This window comes from Psychrobacillus sp. 05T411 (genome assembly GCF_056396485.1).
The window spans coordinates 12,498-27,564 of record NZ_JBFTLO010000023.1 but is presented as its reverse complement, the minus strand read 5'-3'; the positions used below and the strand labels follow the sequence as shown (position 1 = coordinate 27,564).

Below are 15,067 nucleotides of genomic sequence, written 5' to 3'. Positions count from 1 at the left end.
ACTCTGCTAGTATCTCATCTCCATACGTTGTTTACGATGTAAGCGTCTTGCAGGTCCCGTTTCAAATAAGCGAATTTCATCTTTTGTTTCCGGATGAATGCCTGGTACAGGAATCGGGTTGTTATTTTCGTCCACAGCAACCATCGTTACAAAAGACTCGGTTGTTAACTTTTCTTCCCCCGTTAGAACATTCAAGGATGTTACACGTACATATACTTCCATGGAAGAACGGCCAGTTGAAGAAACAATGGCATCTAGCTCAATTACATCCCCAACCTTTGCAGAAGAAACAAAATCCACTGAATCGATTGATGCTGTTACTACCGCACCTTTTGCATGCTTCATTGCAGTAATTGCTGCAATTTCATCGATATAAGCAAGTACTTTTCCACCAAAAATCGTTTGATGGTGGTTTGTGTCTGGTGGGAGGACTAAATGGGACTGGATTGTTCTAGATTGGCTCATCGGGTTTGTATTCATCTTTATTGCTCCTTTAATCGTCTGTTTCTATTCTTTGTTAGTATACCATGATGGTTAATTAGAACTGGAAGTCGTTGCTACGCTCGTTGCTGCAATGGTAGAAATCATCATCGCTTGTTGTGCTTGCAGTATAATTTCGAGAGAAGTTGCCATCGAAATGGCTGCTGTTGCATATATGTCTTGTGACGATCTTAAGGAAAGTCCAAACGCTATAGGCAATGCCGACTCTTTATACCAGGAAAACAACTTCATACTTGCGATTGATTGGTAAGTAGTCACGATTTCATTTAGCTGGTCTTCCTCTAATTTTAGTGCGGCCATAAATCCAATAATCGGATATTGTGGCGCAGATGTTTTTATTTTAACAGTCTTTAACCCGTCCCGAATAATAACTGCTCTCTGTATTAAACTTTCTTCGTAGTTGGGACTCGTATACGTTAATACTTGGGACATCCATTGCAATTCATTTCCCGTGTAAAACTTATGATTTTTTAATTCTTTGTAATACTTGTTCATCGTTTCCGCACGGAGGGCAGTGTCACCGTCTAGCTTCCCTAAAAACATTGCATAAGGATAGTCATCTGTAGATGTTAAAAAACGGTGATGCTTTTTCATATCTGCCATCAATTGCTCTGCACCTTTTATTTCTTCTGGCCATTTCTCTTTGTTATCAGACATCATTAACGCAGCTAAATACGTGTAGCTATTCATCTTAAAAGAAGCTGCTTTTAACGCTTCTGCTTTTTCTATAAGTAAATCTACTGCTTGATTTGGTTCCATGTCACTTACATCTAGCGTGGATACGAAAAGAGGATGTAAGTGAGAACGTAATGGACTAAACATACCTGCACTTTTTTTAATATGGGCTGAAATTTCATGATATCTCTTGTCGTTAAATTCTCTCTCTAATGTTACATAATACCCCGCAAGTGATAATGTTACTCTTTTATCTACCGTCCAGCCCAAAACTTTTTTAAGTGCATTATATGTTCTTTCGATTTTTTCATTTACCGTCATCTTCGCTCACTCCTTTTCTTTTTTACGTAATTTGCACTATAATGGTTTCACGCTTTGATATAATTATTTTAACTAATAAAAGTAGGTGGCAATCATACGTATAAATAAATTTTTAAGTGAAGCTGGCATTGTATCTCGCCGAGGCGCAGACAAGTGGATTACAGATGGTAGAGTCATGATAAATGGAAAGCAAGCGGAGTTAGGTAGCCAGGTAGAAGCTGGCGATGATGTACAAGTAGACGGAAAACCGATTGTTGTAGAACAACCACTAGTCTATCTCGTCTTAAATAAGCCTGTTGGTATCACTAGCACTACGGAGCGACATATTAAAGGAAACATCGTCGACTATGTGAATCATCCACTTCGCATTTTCCATATTGGGCGATTAGATAAAGACTCAGATGGTCTTATTCTATTAACGAACGATGGTGATATTGTCAATGAAATTCTGCGAGCTGAAAAAGGGCATGAGAAAGAATATATCGTCACAGTCAATGAAAAAATTACGGATACATTTTTAACTAAAATGGCTGCTGGAGTAAATATACTCGGTACGAAAACCCTTCCTTGTAAAGTAAAAAAATTAGGCCCAAACATGTTTAACATTACATTGACACAAGGTCTAAATAGACAAATTAGAAGAATGTGCTCTGCACTTGGCTTTACGGTTAAACGATTGCAACGTATTCGAATCATGAACATCACAATAGATGGTCTTGCCATTGGGGAATGGAGAGACTTGACTCCAATCGAAAAAAAAGAATTATTTTCGACGCTTAACTATTCACCAAAACGGTAATAGAATAGCAGGAGGTGTTTACATGTTATTACTAAAAAATACGGAAAATTTAACCGGCGCAAGCATTAGTGGCGACTTTTGGGACTTAGATGAAACTTGCTCTTCTATTTATCATTTATTGGGAGAAGAAGGTCGATATTTCGAATGGCAAGGCGCCCGAATACGTCTACTAAGTATTGCCTACAATTTGCGGCACGCCTCTCGTGGGGAACGTAAGGTGGAATTTGTTGCAAATGGCTTGCCCAAAGAAGTAATGAAAACACATAATTTTATCGCACCGAACCACAATATTTATTTTGCTACGGAAATACTTTGGCCGGAACTTATTTTCGCATTTTTAGCAATGAACGATTTTATTAAACTTTATTTAAAATACGAACATACTACGGAAATTGATACGCATTTAGTAAATGCACGAAAATTTCAGTCCATTATTGCGGAGGGATTACAAGAAAACATGTCCAAAGAGGCATATTCAGTAATTCTTTCCGCTTTACTCTCTCCGGGCACAACTGTAGAAGAATATGCAATCCAATATATTGATATGTTAAATTTGTCTTATATCAATATGTCAAAAGAGCAGCGTTTACAGTCTTTTGCAGCTATTGTCCAAAATATTATAGTGGATAATGAAGAATATCATTCTATTAAACAACAGGTACTAGCTGAGGCAAATAGAACAAAAATGTCAATCCATGAACTGAAGGTACATGTCGAGTACCCAGAAAATATTGAATGGTAATACGAATATCCGCAACTTGACATAACACCAAATGGTTTCATATAATAAATAAAGTGAAACTAAAAGGTTTCATATTATTTGGGAAGAAAGTAGGGAAACCATTGGAAAATACTTTACAAGATATTACACAAACAGTCATTTTAAATGCGCCGATTCAAAAAGTATGGGATACCGTTGCTACATCCGAAGGTATTGCCTCATGGTTAATGCCGAACGACTTTAAACTAGAAGAAGGTTATGAATTTCATATTCAATCACCTTTCGGACCAGCTCCTTGCAAAGTGACGGAAGTAAATGCTCCTAATAAGCTTTCATTCATATGGGATATAGATGGTTGGTTTGTTTCTTTTATTTTAAAAGAATTAGGGGATCAAACAGAGTTTACGCTTATTCACGGTGGCTGGAAACAACCGGATGCAATCATCACAAAAGCAAATCAAAAAAGTGCTATTATTCATGATACAATGTCCCAAGGTTGGATGGGTCTTGTTCAGAAAAGCTTGCGTAAGGCTGTTGAAAATTAATTGTCTTCTTCAGCCCAAAAATATGATGTGTTTCAAGCAATAGCTGACCCAACACGGAGAGAAGTATTAAAATTGCTTGCTCATCAGGAGCTGCCAATAGCAGAAATTACTTCCCATTTTCCGATGAGTCGAACAGCAGTCGCAAAGCATCTCCATATACTATCAGAAGCCAATTTAATAAGCGGGCAAAAGGTCGGTAGAGAAAAAAGATACCGACTACAACCAGAATCATTTCAAGAGTTAAAAGATTGGCTTTCTTACTACGATCAATTCTGGAATAATAAGTTATCTAAACTGAAGTATGTAGTAGAAAATGATGGAGAAGATAGTAAAAATAATAAAAAGACCGATTGAATATTATCGGTCTTTTTTCATTATCATGAATTTCCAGCTACACGTTTTTCTAGCGCTTGGAATAATTTCTTTTTATCTACGTTTGGTCGAATGGTTTCAAGTTGTTCTAACGCTATTTTTGCTCCGTAGTCCATTCCTTGGCACCCTGCAAGTAATACAAGATCGCCTTCTTCTACGTCACGTAATCCTTGTTCAATTGCATTTGGTAATTCTTCGTATAAACGTATGTTAATGCCTGCTTCTTCCATCACTTCTTCGAATACAGCTAGCTCGCTATCGGAAACAACGTCCTTTTGCGTTACGTGGGAGCGGCTTAATGTAGCAATCACTTCATGAATACCCAATCTTGGTGCCCATTTAGCAATCGTTTCTGCATTTTCTTTATTCACCGTGACTCCTCGATCTCCTCGAATGGCATAGACAAGGGAAATACGATTAAAATCCATTTTTTCTAATGTCCCTAATGTAATATCGATATTTCCGCTATTGGCAAAGTGATCATCGATAATTTTAAAGTCATCTTCAAAAATAATTTCAAAACGACGTTCTACTCCGACAAATTCTCGCAAGCTTTTTTGAATCGTCGCAACAGGTACTTTGCATAATAAGCCAATAACTATACTAACTATCGAATTATAGACAGAATGGAAACCCGGTGTAGAAAGTTCAATGTCGAATTGTTGCTTCGGAATAACTATATCCTTCGTAACGATGTCTTTAGAAATGACTACCGTGAATTTTGCACGACCTGTTGATAAGTCTAGGTTCTTGCAAGTAACATCTGCGGACTGCTCTTCTACGCCATAAGTAATGACTTTTGCTTCTGTTTGATCTACAAGTGAAGCGGAATACGAATCGTCTAAATTTAAGATTGCTATTTTATTCTTTCCTGCATTACGAATTAGACTAGACTTATGTTCAAAATAATTTTCAAACGACGAATGTAGGTCAATATGTTCTCGGCTAATATTATTCAACGTAACAATATCAAAATCAACGCAGCCCACACGGTTCAATTCAAGTGCAGATGAAGAGACTTCCATCGTCGCATGTGTAACTTCCTCTTTAACCATTTGTGCATAAAATCGTTGTAAATCTAGAGATTCGGGTGTTGTCAGCTCAGATGGTTCTGCATAATCACCGATTTTAACCACAACCGTTCCCATTAATCCTGTTTTCAAACCGTGGTTCTCTAATATAGCGTTCGTCATAAACGAAGTAGAAGTTTTCCCATTTGTCGCAGTAATGCCAATCGTTTTTAATTTACGAGTTGGATGATCATAAAAAGCATCTGCAAGTGTGGCAAGTGCAATACGGCCATTTTCTACTTTGTACTGAGGAACTTCCAAACCTTCGATAAAATCCTCCACAACTAGTGCTACTGCTCCATTTTCAACAGCTTGTCCTGCAAACTGGTGTCCATCTACTTTAAATCCTTTTATACAAACAAATACTTGTCCTTCTTCCACTTTTCGTGAATTATAAGCAAGTCCTCTTATATCTATTTGTTGTGCATTTTTTACTTCTATTACATTTACATATTTCATTAACTTTGTTATTTCCATTAAAGTGGCCACCTTTTTGTGAAATCGATTGTACATTACAGTTTACCGCAATTAACAAAAGAAGAAAACCGAGAAGGAAGTCCCTTCTCGGTTTAAATTGCTTCTTTATAATGTTCTTTACAAAAAGCAAGAACCTCTACTTCTTCTTCCTCTTCTAGTGCATAGTCTAGCACATTCCCATTACTTCGATTTAAGAAATGGTATTGCACAATACGTTCTTCCGTTTCCACTACTGCTAAAATTACACGTAAATCTAAAGAATTATCTTCATCAAATAATTCGTCATCTTCCGGTACTTCTATTCCCAATAAAAACTCATAGCGATCCCCCGTAATAATGCCCGTTGGATCCTTTATTTTATCAACCTCGTAGGATGTTATCTTCACTATGTCCACCTCCGTTTATTTAGTTTATCATGTTTTTAAAAAAACAATTCAATTTCTATATTGTTGGTATAATGAATATATTATTACAAAAGGAGGAGTCAATACTATGAAACTTAGTGCTGAGAAATTAATTTATATAATCGTTCCACTTTACCTCTTATTATTAGTATTTGGAAAAGGACTAAATACTATACTTTACTCTATTCTTTCAACTGTACTTGCCGTTACAATGCTCTTTTTAGCGATTAAGCTTTTAAGAAAGCAAAGGAAGACAAGGAACTGATTATTTTAGTCGTTCCTCAATTTCATTCATTATTTTATATGCTCCGCTAGAAATATTCGCACAAATGGCGAGTTGAGCATCCATTTCTGGATAATAAGCGGAATGGAAGCTTACCCCTGGATCATAGCCCATTAAATGATACTTTAAAATCATATCTTCTTTTTTCTTAATCCATACTCCGTACCCATAAAAATCATCCACTTCTTCCTGAACATGAGGGGTCAGTAACGTTTTCGTCAATGATTCACTCAGTAATACATTATTCACAAGAGCGTCCCAAAACTTTAGCATATCCTCTACTGTTACAAAAGCTCCTCCATCGGAACCACCTTGAATAGGGAGAGAGTACATATTAGTTTTCCAAGTACCATCTTCCTGCTCTATATAACCGATTGCTGTTTTTCCAGGTAGGGAGTCTAAAGCAAAATAACCTGAGTTCGTCATCCCTGCTTTTTCAAAAACATGCTGTTGGACATAATCCTTAAAAACAAGACCACTTACTTTTTCAATGATTAAACCAAGGACGATAAATCCAGCATTATTGTAATGGAACTTCTCACCAGGGCTATATTTCATTTGGGCATGTTGAAATAATGGTAAAAAATCATGCAGACTTCTCATATGATACATCGGCTTTTCTATCCATAGTTCCTCAAAATCATCCATTATCTCTTCATCGAAATAATCAGGAATACCTGAAGTATGTGTTAAGAGGTGATGAATCGTAATATTTTCATCGAATTCAGGGAAAGGGATATCTAAGCATTCCTTTAACTTTGTATCAAAAGAAAGCTTGCCTTCCCCAACAAGTTGGCAAATAGCAATTGCCGTAAAAATTTTACATCCAGAAGCTATACCATAGCGGGTTCCAATTTCATTATCAATTTTATCCGCCCGGTTGGCATAACCACCACTGCTTTGAACAAGTACTTTCCCTCTTTGTTTTACAAGGACGGATCCCGAAAAGCCAATTTCGTTTTGAATATATTCAATATGCTTCATTAAATTATTTCTCATTCTTATATCCCCCATGTAACTTTAATGAATTATCCATTCACTCGTATTACTCTCCAGCAAAGGCTGTTGTACCTTCTCTTTAAATACAGTTGGATCGATTAATACTTCGAAATCAGGGCCAAACCATCCTTCTACTTGGTTTCTTGTAATCTCATAGGATCGATCAGAAAAACGCATGTCCACTATTTCTAAGTTTTTAATTAACACAAAAGCTGCTGTTGCATTGTAAATGACAACTTTATCATCACTTTCCACATCATAATTGATGATAAATGTGAAAGTATCCGAATCTAGTTCAATTGTTCCTTTGTGATCTGAAAACGGGAGATTATTAAATAGATTATTAATATTCGATGCATCACCCATGTAGTCACTTTCGTAAGCCAATACTTTTTGGAAGTTATGTGTCTTCACATCTAACTGATCCATATCCCCTTGCTTCACTTGCTTCTGGTTACTATTTAATACATAAAATACACCAACTAGTAAAATAAGGGCTATTCCTATAATTGACCACGTTGTTTTATGCAATCGTTTCCCTCCTCAACTTGCTACTACTTCTTCTATTGTATACTATTATTCTCATTCTTTCCGTTGTCATGACTAGAATAAAACTCAGCAATATTTTACAATATACATACTAGAAAGAACGGTGAAGGAGAATGCAAAGTGAGTAACTTAAACAAAGAATTATATAACTTTCTCATGGAAAGCAAATCAAATATAACCGATGAATGGTTAGCCGGCAGATTATTGGATGATCCCTCCTATACTACATCGGACATGGAAGGGTTTCTGGGACTTGAAAGCGATTCCCTAATAGAAGCAATTTCTTCTGTATACATCCAAGATAAAAAAGAATTTCGAGCGTATATCGAAAATTGTGCTTATCAAGTGGTGGAGATACAAGTAGAAAAATCATTTCCTCTTTATGAAAGTATTCATGCATTCAACAAAGTGCGGAAGGTATTTTGGAATTATGTTGAAAAGTTTATCGACCAAACAGATGAAAAAGTTACTGGCATTGATGTAGCCATTTGGGCCGATTTGATGAATACGGCGATCGATTATATCATTGAGCTATTTGCTAAACATCATCATGAATACTCACAAAAGGTTCTGATTAAAAAGCAAGCATTGATCAAAGCGCTTAGTAGTCCTGTCATTCCTATTAAAGAAGGAATTGGGGTGTTACCACTCGTTGGAAGTATTGATAATGAACGAGCAAAACTAATTTTTGAATCTACCTTAGCGCAAAGTTCTGCAAAAAAACTCACGACTATTTTTATTGATTTTTCGGCAGTCCCAATACTTGATTCACTGGTATCACACCAGTTATACCAACTATTATTAGCGCTTAATCTTATCGGTGTCGAAGCCATATATTCAGGTATTCGCCCCGAATTGGCACAATCTCTTCTTTCACTCGATATCGATTTTACAAGCATAAAGACATATTCGAGTTTAATGCAAGCATTGAAGGAAAACGCTTAATAAAAAAAATGGTCTTAGGAGATTAAATATGCTGTGTTACGCATTATAGGGATAATGCGTCTTAGTGCGTTGTATAAAGTGTCCGCTGTGATTTTCGCTGCAGCCGTACGCTTTCCGCCGGGTGAGCGATGAGCCATCCCCGCCGCTTTGGCGTACGTTGGGATGTCTCATTAGCCCATGAGGAACAAAGGCTAAGTGCGCCACATCGTGTGGCAACGCCTTCGTGACCAACGTCCTGTTGGCCTCCGGCAGGAGTCGACGTCTGTAGCGAAAATCAATGGAAATTGTCCAATTATCAATACCATCCCGTTAAAAAAACAAAATTTCAACCAGTTTTTCATTGCATTCATCCAATAAATGGTTTAGGGCAACCAACCGATGACTGGGAGCAACCAGTTTTACTACGAAAGCAACTAAATCAACACGAGAGCAACCAAAATACCTGTGATAGCAACCAATTCTCAAAATGGCTCTTTACTTGATGTGAGACAACTATAATTTCGACCTATTATAGGAATTATATGTCTTAAAGCCCGCCTAACACGCCTGGCCGGCATCTACTCGACCGGTTTGTCGTGTTCAGCTGCCTGATTGTCGAGTTCGCAGTGGATATTGTCTCTTTCAACCATTTATTGTTAATATGGGATCTCAATAATTTAGTAATTTCCATAGATTTTCGCTGCAGGGCGGCGACTCCAACGGGATTAAGTGAGCATAATGAGACTTCACAACGTACGCGCAAGCGGCGGTGAAGGCTCATCGCTCACCCCGTGGAAAGCGTCCGACCTGCAGCGAAAATCCCAGCGGACACCACCTCATCCAACTCATTATGACGCATCATTTATATACAGTTGCGCACCATCTTTTTAAAATCTCCATACAGCATAAAAAAGTGACTATGTGACCTCCTGAAAAAGGTCGCTTAGTCACTTTTTATTAGGTTATTACTACTTTTCCATCTTCCGACACTTTAATCGTTTGCCCGTCTGTAAGTTCTATATCAATAGGCGACGTTACACTCATTTTTTTGGAGAAGTACCACCTTCTATTAGGAGGGACTAATAAAATAAATGTATTTTTACTTCCTAAAAAGTTTAGCTCATTCGCCTCTATATCCACATGTCCTGAAACATGTATACCAATGTCTTGTATTTGCTCTCCTACTTCCTGAACAAAAGGAGTTGTTATACTAACTTCACTTAAGTTTAAAAGCGAGTCAATATTGAAATCACTCCACTTATCTACATTCCGTCTTGCAATTAGTTCCACGACATTACCTGCTGGATCTTCAAAGTAAAATGCATCTGCATCAAAACGGGAATAATAAGTTTCATCTACTGCATCTTCCCTATTTAGCGTGACTCTTTCTTTTGCCCAATGTTTTGCAAGTGTAAATTGATTGCCAGGAATATTAATAGCGAAATGATACAAAGCCTTTTTAGTCGATTGCTGAAAAGTTAATGTGGACGTACCAATGGATAATTTGAAATACTCATCGCCTGATTCAACAATAGTAAGCCCTAATACATTTCCATAGAAGCCCTTCAGTTGTTTTAGTTTATCTGTATATAACTTTACTGCTTGAAACATTTTCTCACCCCATTATTTGACGTCAATCAATTCAAAACGCTCACAAACTAAAAGCATATCCTCAGAAAACGCTAATCCTACTTCATTTAATGCACTTGTAAAAAATTCAACATGCACATCTTTCCAATATTTGTAGGAACGATCCCCTTCCCCTTCTGCGTATGCAAACTCTTCCGATACTTCATTCATAGACATGATGTTCACTTCAGAAGTTCGAATGATGCAAACAGGTTCATCTTTACTATTTAACACAATACTGTAATCATCCACTTTTGGCAGTGGTTCTTTTTCTATCTCATAAAATATATGCCCCGAGCATGTTGCAGATTTCACTCCGTCTACTACTAGCTGCGCTAATTCATCTGGGCTTCCTCCGAATTGCCATGCACTAACTGATTTAGGTTCATCATTTCCTGCCCAAAATGTATTCCAATACTTTTGCGCTCGTTCATTCATATTGAATCCCTCAATTCTTTATTGCCTTACTATTAGTATATTAAAACAATTACTTAAATACTATTGCAAATCAAATGAGTTCGTCTTATGATAAATGCATCAACATATTCAAATATTTAAATATGTATAACATAGGAGCGTTTTTATGTGGAGTGATTTACAACAATTTAAAGCTGATTTCTTCAAAGCACTTTCTCATCCATTACGAATTCGGATTTTAGAAATATTATCTACCGGAGAAAAAAGCGTCAATGAAATTCAAGAAATTATAGGTAGCTCAGGCTCTACTGTTTCTCAACAATTAAGTGTACTCCGAGCAAAAAACATCGTCATTGGGGCGAAAGACGGAAAACGGGTTGTCTATTCATTACGCGACCCAGCAATTGTTGATTTGCTCAACGTAGCAAAAGAACTTTTTAACAACCATTTGATTGATACTTTATCGATGTATGAAGAATTAGAAGAGCAGTAAAAATAGAGAGAAAAAGAAGGGGTAAATGTGAAAGGACCATTTCAGTTGAATAAAGGAAATTATTCCTTACATCATCTTCAGAAAGATTTACTTTCTGGGCTGATCGTTGGTGTCATTGCTATTCCACTAGCAATGGCTTTTGCTATTGCGTCTGGAGTTAAACCGGAATATGGAATTTATACAACCATTATTGCAGGTATTATCATTTCGATATTCGGTGGCTCTAAGTTTCAAATTGGTGGTCCGACGGGAGCGTTCGTTCCTATATTACTCGGTATTGTTATAGCTTATGGTTACGAAGATCTTCTACTTGCTGGATTATTAGCTGGAATAATACTAATTATCATGGGGATATTCAAAATCGGCTCGCTCATTAAATTTATTCCACGCCCAGTTACGATTGGCTTCACAGCAGGGATTGCTATTATTATTTTCACTGGGCAAATCGCAAACTTTTTTGGTTTGGAAGGCATCGAAAAACATGAAAGCTTTATTGCCAATATGCGCGAAATTGTCATTCATTTCCCTACATTCAATGTTTATAGTATTGCCATCAGCATTATTTGTTTCTTTTTCATACTTGCTACACCAAAAGTCTTTCCTAAAGTTCCTAGCCCGATTATTGGTCTATTGATATCTACATTAATCGGTTACTTCTTTTTTGCGGACCAAATAGCGACTATCGGTTCTGCATATGGAGGTATTCCGAATTCGCTTCCAGCATTCCATCTTCCTGAATTTAGCTGGGAAAGAATACAACGATTGATCGTTCCTGCCTTTGCAATCGCAGTGCTTGGTGGGATAGAATCGCTCCTATCTGCAGTTGTTGCAGACACAATATCTGGTACAAAACATAATAGTAATAAAGAATTAATCGGACAAGGAATTGCTAATATCGTCACTCCCCTTTTCGGTGGTATCCCCGCTACTGGAGCAATCGCTAGAACTGCTACCAATATTAAATCTGGTGCTGTTTCTAGAATGTCGGGAGTTTTTCATGGATTAATCGTTTTAGTGACCTTATTACTATTTGCTCCATTTGCATCGCAAATTCCACTTGCCAGCATGGCACCCGTGCTCATGATGGTTGCTTGGAATATGAGTGAACGGAAAGCATTTGGTCGAGTTTTGAAACTTAAAAATGGCGAGTCTCTTGTTTTATTAACAACATTTTTCTTTACGGTTTTCACAAGCATTACAACTGCTGTATTAGTTGGACTTATATTATCTGTCGTGTTATTTATTCGAAAAATGACTACTATCCAAATCGTTACAAAAATAGTACCAGACTACGGTTCTCCTCAAATCGATATGTTCACGATTAATGGCCCTTTATTTTTTGGGACGGCCGAGCTATTTGAACAACGAGTAATCGACATGATCCATTCAGAGGCGAACGTACTTATACTCAGCATGAAAAATGTCCCTTTCATTGATACAACTGCTGAAGAGAATTTATTAAATATAATAAAATACGTGCAAAAAAATAATGGGATACTACTTGTTGCTGAAGCTTCGCCAAAGTTTATCAATGGATTAAAACGAGGAAGTATCTATGAACTGATTGGTTCCGATCAGTTCTTTGCACATAAAGATGATGCAATCGCCTATGCTTTGCAGATGATTAACCAACCAGAGGAGACCGCCTAAAAATGCGGTCTTTTCTTTAACATGCTATATTTTTATAAAGGAGAGATCGCAAATGACTAACAAGCTATATTATGAAAATCCATACATACAAACATTTTCCGCACGTGTCATCAAACAGGAACAGGATTACGTCGTTCTTTCAGAGACTGCATTCTACCCTACTGGCGGCGGACAACCACATGATACCGGTACCTTAAACGGGATTGATATGATGAATGTGGAAACAATTGACGGGGAAATAAGACATTTCCTAGCAAAATCCCTTCCAGAAAATACAGAAGTAGTAGAAGGCTCCATTGACTGGGAAAGACGGTTTGACCATATGCAACAACACGCTGGACAACATATTTTATCTGCTGCTTTTGAAAGTTTATTTGGTTTTCAGACGATTAGTTTTCATTTAGGAAAAGAAAGTGAAACAATCGATTTAGACACGACCGCCGTTACACCCGAACAATTAAAAGAAGCAGAAAAACTCGCCAATCAGATCATCCTAGAAAATCGACCAATTGAAACGAAATGGGTCACATTGGATGAGCTTGCCCAGTACAAGTTGCGAAAAGCAACCACTCTAAAAGAAGATATTCGACTCGTCATCATACCGGATTTCGACTACAACGCATGTGGAGGTACACATCCGAAAGGAACAGGACAAGTTGGACTCATCAAAATACTACAGACAGAAAAACAAAAAAGACATATTCGAGTCGAATTCGTTTGTGGGGAAAGAGTCCTTACTCATTTACACCGCAAACAACAAATACTATTAAATTTAATAAGTACATTAAATGCTCCTGAAGAAAAGTTAGTAGATGCAGCAAGGGTTTCTCTAGACAACGGAAAAGCTTCTGAAAAACAAATAGCCGATTTAAAAGATACACTTATACACTACGAAGCAAAAGAGCTAATATCGAAAGCAGAAACATCTATTATTACGGATACTTTTCAAAATCGCTCTATTCAAGAGCTACAGAAATTAGCAAAGACGGTAGTAGCAGACGCACCTGAAACGATTTGCGTCCTTGTATCCGAAAATGAACACAACCTACAAATCATAGCCGCTAAAGGTGACATAGTAGAAAAAAGCATGAAAGAATTAATCACAAACGTTCTTCCTTACATAAATGGAAAAGGAGGAGGCAATGATAAAATGGCACAAGGAGGAGGCGAAAATACATTATCTAGTGAACAATTAATAGAAAAAGCACTTTTTTATATGCAATAAGGTAAATCACCGTTCCACAAAAATCCTCCCTCCATATACTAACTTGACAATGTAAGGAAAGGAGGATTTTTACTTTGAACAATCAATTTCCATTTCCACAAGACCAAAACCAATTTCAACCGGGCAGTTCACGTTTCCCCGGGAATCAGATGCCAATGATGCCACCAATTGATCAATTCCCTGGTCGTTTCCCTGGACAATTTCCTGGGCAATTCCCCGGGCAACAAGGACCATCTTTTCCCCCTAGTTTTCCGCCAGGGCAACAGCATAGTCCAGAAGGGAATCCACCAACAAGCCCACCGCCGTCCTTTACCCCACAACGTCAGCAACAGTCTATAGGTACTTTTGCTGTGGATGCGGGTTCTATAAGAGGGTGTTTATTCCGAAATACATTCATCTGGCTAGTAAACGGAAGTTCTTTCTGGTTTTTCCCAACGTTTGTTGGTAGAAGGTCGGTAGCAGGATTTAGATGGACTGGACGTATGTGGACATATTATGGAACAGATTTAAATAGAATTTCTTCTTTTCAATGTTTCTAACGTAAAACCGGGCAGAGATGCTCGGTTTTTTATGCACGATTACGGTAAGCCATAAGGGAGGTTTTAATAGAAGAATATGCTCCAATTGCTGCTCCACTATAGAAAAAGCCCATAAAGATACCTGCCGATAAATTATGTGGATGGCTTATAAAAATAGAAATGATCAGTCCAATTGACGTGGCAATAGTCGAAATGTATTGCGGTCGAATAGGTAGCATTACTTTCAAAATTTCAGTTATCACAATAATAACCGGTACCGCCCAAAGAGAATCCCAAATATTTGTATGTATTATAGGAAATTCTGTCATCTCATCCCATCTCCTTTTTTCACCTTTCTTATTAGTTTGGACAAGTCTACCGCATTCAATTCAATTCAATTCAATTCAATTCAATTCGTTTTTTATCATGTCTGTTGCATAATCAATTTCCACCATTAAAATTTCTCAAGAATTGAGCAAGCATCCCTTTTCCACC

General features: G+C 37.3%; 18 protein-coding genes. 9 read left to right on the top strand and 9 right to left on the bottom strand.

Going from position 1 to position 15,067, the window contains the following annotated elements:
- Window positions 1-6: 6 nt before the first annotated feature.
- Both AC1DFT_RS15710 and AC1DFT_RS15705 read right to left on the bottom strand, forming a co-directional pair.
- Window positions 7-480, bottom strand: a complete 474-nt coding sequence (locus AC1DFT_RS15710; protein ID WP_478159712.1) for an acyl-CoA thioesterase — start codon at window positions 478-480, stop codon at window positions 7-9.
- 54 nt (window positions 481-534) lie between these two features.
- Window positions 535-1,497 (bottom strand): DUF4003 family protein, encoded by a 963-nt coding sequence (locus AC1DFT_RS15705; RefSeq protein WP_478159710.1) that lies wholly within the window; start codon window positions 1,495-1,497, stop codon window positions 535-537.
- Window positions 1,498-1,591: 94 nt separating this feature from the next.
- On the opposite strand from AC1DFT_RS15705, the gene rluF reads away from it, so the two are divergent.
- From rluF to AC1DFT_RS15685, 4 genes are all read left to right on the top strand, one after another.
- The gene (gene rluF / locus AC1DFT_RS15700) at window positions 1,592-2,296 is read left to right on the top strand and encodes a 23S rRNA pseudouridine(2604) synthase RluF (RefSeq protein WP_478159750.1); all 705 of its coding nucleotides are present in this window, start codon (window positions 1,592-1,594) and stop codon (window positions 2,294-2,296) included.
- 22 nt (window positions 2,297-2,318) lie between these two features.
- Window positions 2,319-3,038 carry a DUF6904 family protein gene (locus AC1DFT_RS15695; protein WP_478159708.1) on the top strand — a complete coding sequence of 240 codons (720 nt, stop codon included), beginning with the start codon at window positions 2,319-2,321 and terminating at the stop codon, window positions 3,036-3,038.
- Between the two features lie 101 nt (window positions 3,039-3,139).
- A complete protein-coding gene (locus AC1DFT_RS15690) occupies window positions 3,140-3,562 on the top strand; it encodes an SRPBCC family protein (RefSeq protein ID WP_478159706.1) in 423 nt (140 codons plus the stop codon).
- Window positions 3,563-3,916: an ArsR/SmtB family transcription factor gene (locus AC1DFT_RS15685; RefSeq protein ID WP_478159704.1), complete on the top strand. Its 354-nt coding sequence runs from the start codon at window positions 3,563-3,565 to the stop codon at window positions 3,914-3,916.
- A gap of 23 nt (window positions 3,917-3,939) precedes the next feature.
- On the opposite strand, the gene AC1DFT_RS15680 is transcribed toward AC1DFT_RS15685, so the two are convergent.
- From AC1DFT_RS15680 to AC1DFT_RS15665, 4 genes are all read right to left on the bottom strand, one after another.
- Entirely contained in the window at window positions 3,940-5,481 is a 1,542-nt protein-coding gene (locus AC1DFT_RS15680) for a Mur ligase family protein (RefSeq protein WP_478159702.1), read from the bottom strand.
- Between the two features lie 92 nt (window positions 5,482-5,573).
- A complete protein-coding gene (locus AC1DFT_RS15675; RefSeq protein ID WP_478159700.1) occupies window positions 5,574-5,867 on the bottom strand; it encodes a DUF6509 family protein in 294 nt (97 codons plus the stop codon).
- A gap of 283 nt (window positions 5,868-6,150) precedes the next feature.
- Window positions 6,151-7,167: a serine hydrolase domain-containing protein gene (locus AC1DFT_RS15670; protein ID WP_478159698.1), complete on the bottom strand. Its 1,017-nt coding sequence runs from the start codon at window positions 7,165-7,167 to the stop codon at window positions 6,151-6,153.
- A 21-nt stretch (window positions 7,168-7,188) separates the two neighbouring features.
- Complete coding sequence (locus AC1DFT_RS15665) at window positions 7,189-7,698, bottom strand: DUF4825 domain-containing protein (RefSeq protein WP_478159696.1); 510 nt, start codon at window positions 7,696-7,698, stop codon at window positions 7,189-7,191.
- A 138-nt stretch (window positions 7,699-7,836) separates the two neighbouring features.
- Between AC1DFT_RS15665 and AC1DFT_RS15660 the strand changes: the two genes are divergently transcribed.
- Complete coding sequence (locus tag AC1DFT_RS15660) at window positions 7,837-8,661, top strand: STAS domain-containing protein (protein WP_478159694.1); 825 nt, start codon at window positions 7,837-7,839, stop codon at window positions 8,659-8,661.
- A 936-nt stretch (window positions 8,662-9,597) separates the two neighbouring features.
- Here the strand turns inward: AC1DFT_RS15660 and AC1DFT_RS15655 are convergent.
- The gene (locus AC1DFT_RS15655; protein ID WP_478159692.1) at window positions 9,598-10,251 is read right to left on the bottom strand and encodes a hypothetical protein; all 654 of its coding nucleotides are present in this window, start codon (window positions 10,249-10,251) and stop codon (window positions 9,598-9,600) included.
- A 12-nt stretch (window positions 10,252-10,263) separates the two neighbouring features.
- Window positions 10,264-10,707: an ASCH domain-containing protein gene (locus AC1DFT_RS15650; protein WP_478159690.1), complete on the bottom strand. Its 444-nt coding sequence runs from the start codon at window positions 10,705-10,707 to the stop codon at window positions 10,264-10,266.
- 145 nt (window positions 10,708-10,852) lie between these two features.
- Between AC1DFT_RS15650 and AC1DFT_RS15645 the strand changes: the two genes are divergently transcribed.
- The 4 genes from AC1DFT_RS15645 (at window position 10,853) to AC1DFT_RS15630 (ending at window position 14,593) form a co-directional block, all read left to right on the top strand.
- Window positions 10,853-11,179, top strand: a complete 327-nt coding sequence (locus tag AC1DFT_RS15645; protein ID WP_402825543.1) for an ArsR/SmtB family transcription factor — start codon at window positions 10,853-10,855, stop codon at window positions 11,177-11,179.
- Between the two features lie 27 nt (window positions 11,180-11,206).
- Window positions 11,207-12,829 (top strand): SulP family inorganic anion transporter, encoded by a 1,623-nt coding sequence (locus AC1DFT_RS15640; RefSeq protein WP_478159688.1) that lies wholly within the window; start codon window positions 11,207-11,209, stop codon window positions 12,827-12,829.
- 52 nt (window positions 12,830-12,881) lie between these two features.
- Window positions 12,882-14,054, top strand: a complete 1,173-nt coding sequence (locus AC1DFT_RS15635; RefSeq protein ID WP_478159686.1) for an alanyl-tRNA editing protein — start codon at window positions 12,882-12,884, stop codon at window positions 14,052-14,054.
- Window positions 14,055-14,203: 149 nt separating this feature from the next.
- Window positions 14,204-14,593 carry a transporter gene (locus AC1DFT_RS15630; RefSeq protein WP_478159748.1) on the top strand — a complete coding sequence of 130 codons (390 nt, stop codon included), beginning with the start codon at window positions 14,204-14,206 and terminating at the stop codon, window positions 14,591-14,593.
- 29 nt (window positions 14,594-14,622) lie between these two features.
- Here the strand turns inward: AC1DFT_RS15630 and AC1DFT_RS15625 are convergent, their stop codons facing one another.
- Entirely contained in the window at window positions 14,623-14,901 is a 279-nt protein-coding gene (locus AC1DFT_RS15625; RefSeq protein WP_478159684.1) for a hypothetical protein, read from the bottom strand.
- Window positions 14,902-15,067 lie beyond the last annotated feature (166 nt).

Coding starts and splice junctions, on each gene's coding strand:
- AC1DFT_RS15710 (WP_478159712.1), bottom strand. CDS start 480: ATGAATACAAACCCGATGAGCCAATCTAGAACAATCCAGTCCCATTTA.
- AC1DFT_RS15705 (WP_478159710.1), bottom strand. CDS start 1,497: ATGACGGTAAATGAAAAAATCGAAAGAACATATAATGCACTTAAAAAA.
- AC1DFT_RS15695 (WP_478159708.1), top strand. CDS start 2,319: ATGTTATTACTAAAAAATACGGAAAATTTAACCGGCGCAAGCATTAGT.
- AC1DFT_RS15680 (WP_478159702.1), bottom strand. CDS start 5,481: ATGGAAATAACAAAGTTAATGAAATATGTAAATGTAATAGAAGTAAAA.
- AC1DFT_RS15670 (WP_478159698.1), bottom strand. CDS start 7,167: ATGAGAAATAATTTAATGAAGCATATTGAATATATTCAAAACGAAATT.
- AC1DFT_RS15655 (WP_478159692.1), bottom strand. CDS start 10,251: ATGTTTCAAGCAGTAAAGTTATATACAGATAAACTAAAACAACTGAAG.
- AC1DFT_RS15650 (WP_478159690.1), bottom strand. CDS start 10,707: ATGAATGAACGAGCGCAAAAGTATTGGAATACATTTTGGGCAGGAAAT.
- AC1DFT_RS15645 (WP_402825543.1), top strand. CDS start 10,853: ATGTGGAGTGATTTACAACAATTTAAAGCTGATTTCTTCAAAGCACTT.
- AC1DFT_RS15635 (WP_478159686.1), top strand. CDS start 12,882: ATGACTAACAAGCTATATTATGAAAATCCATACATACAAACATTTTCC.
- AC1DFT_RS15630 (WP_478159748.1), top strand. CDS start 14,204: ATGCCAATGATGCCACCAATTGATCAATTCCCTGGTCGTTTCCCTGGA.
- AC1DFT_RS15625 (WP_478159684.1), bottom strand. CDS start 14,901: ATGACAGAATTTCCTATAATACATACAAATATTTGGGATTCTCTTTGG.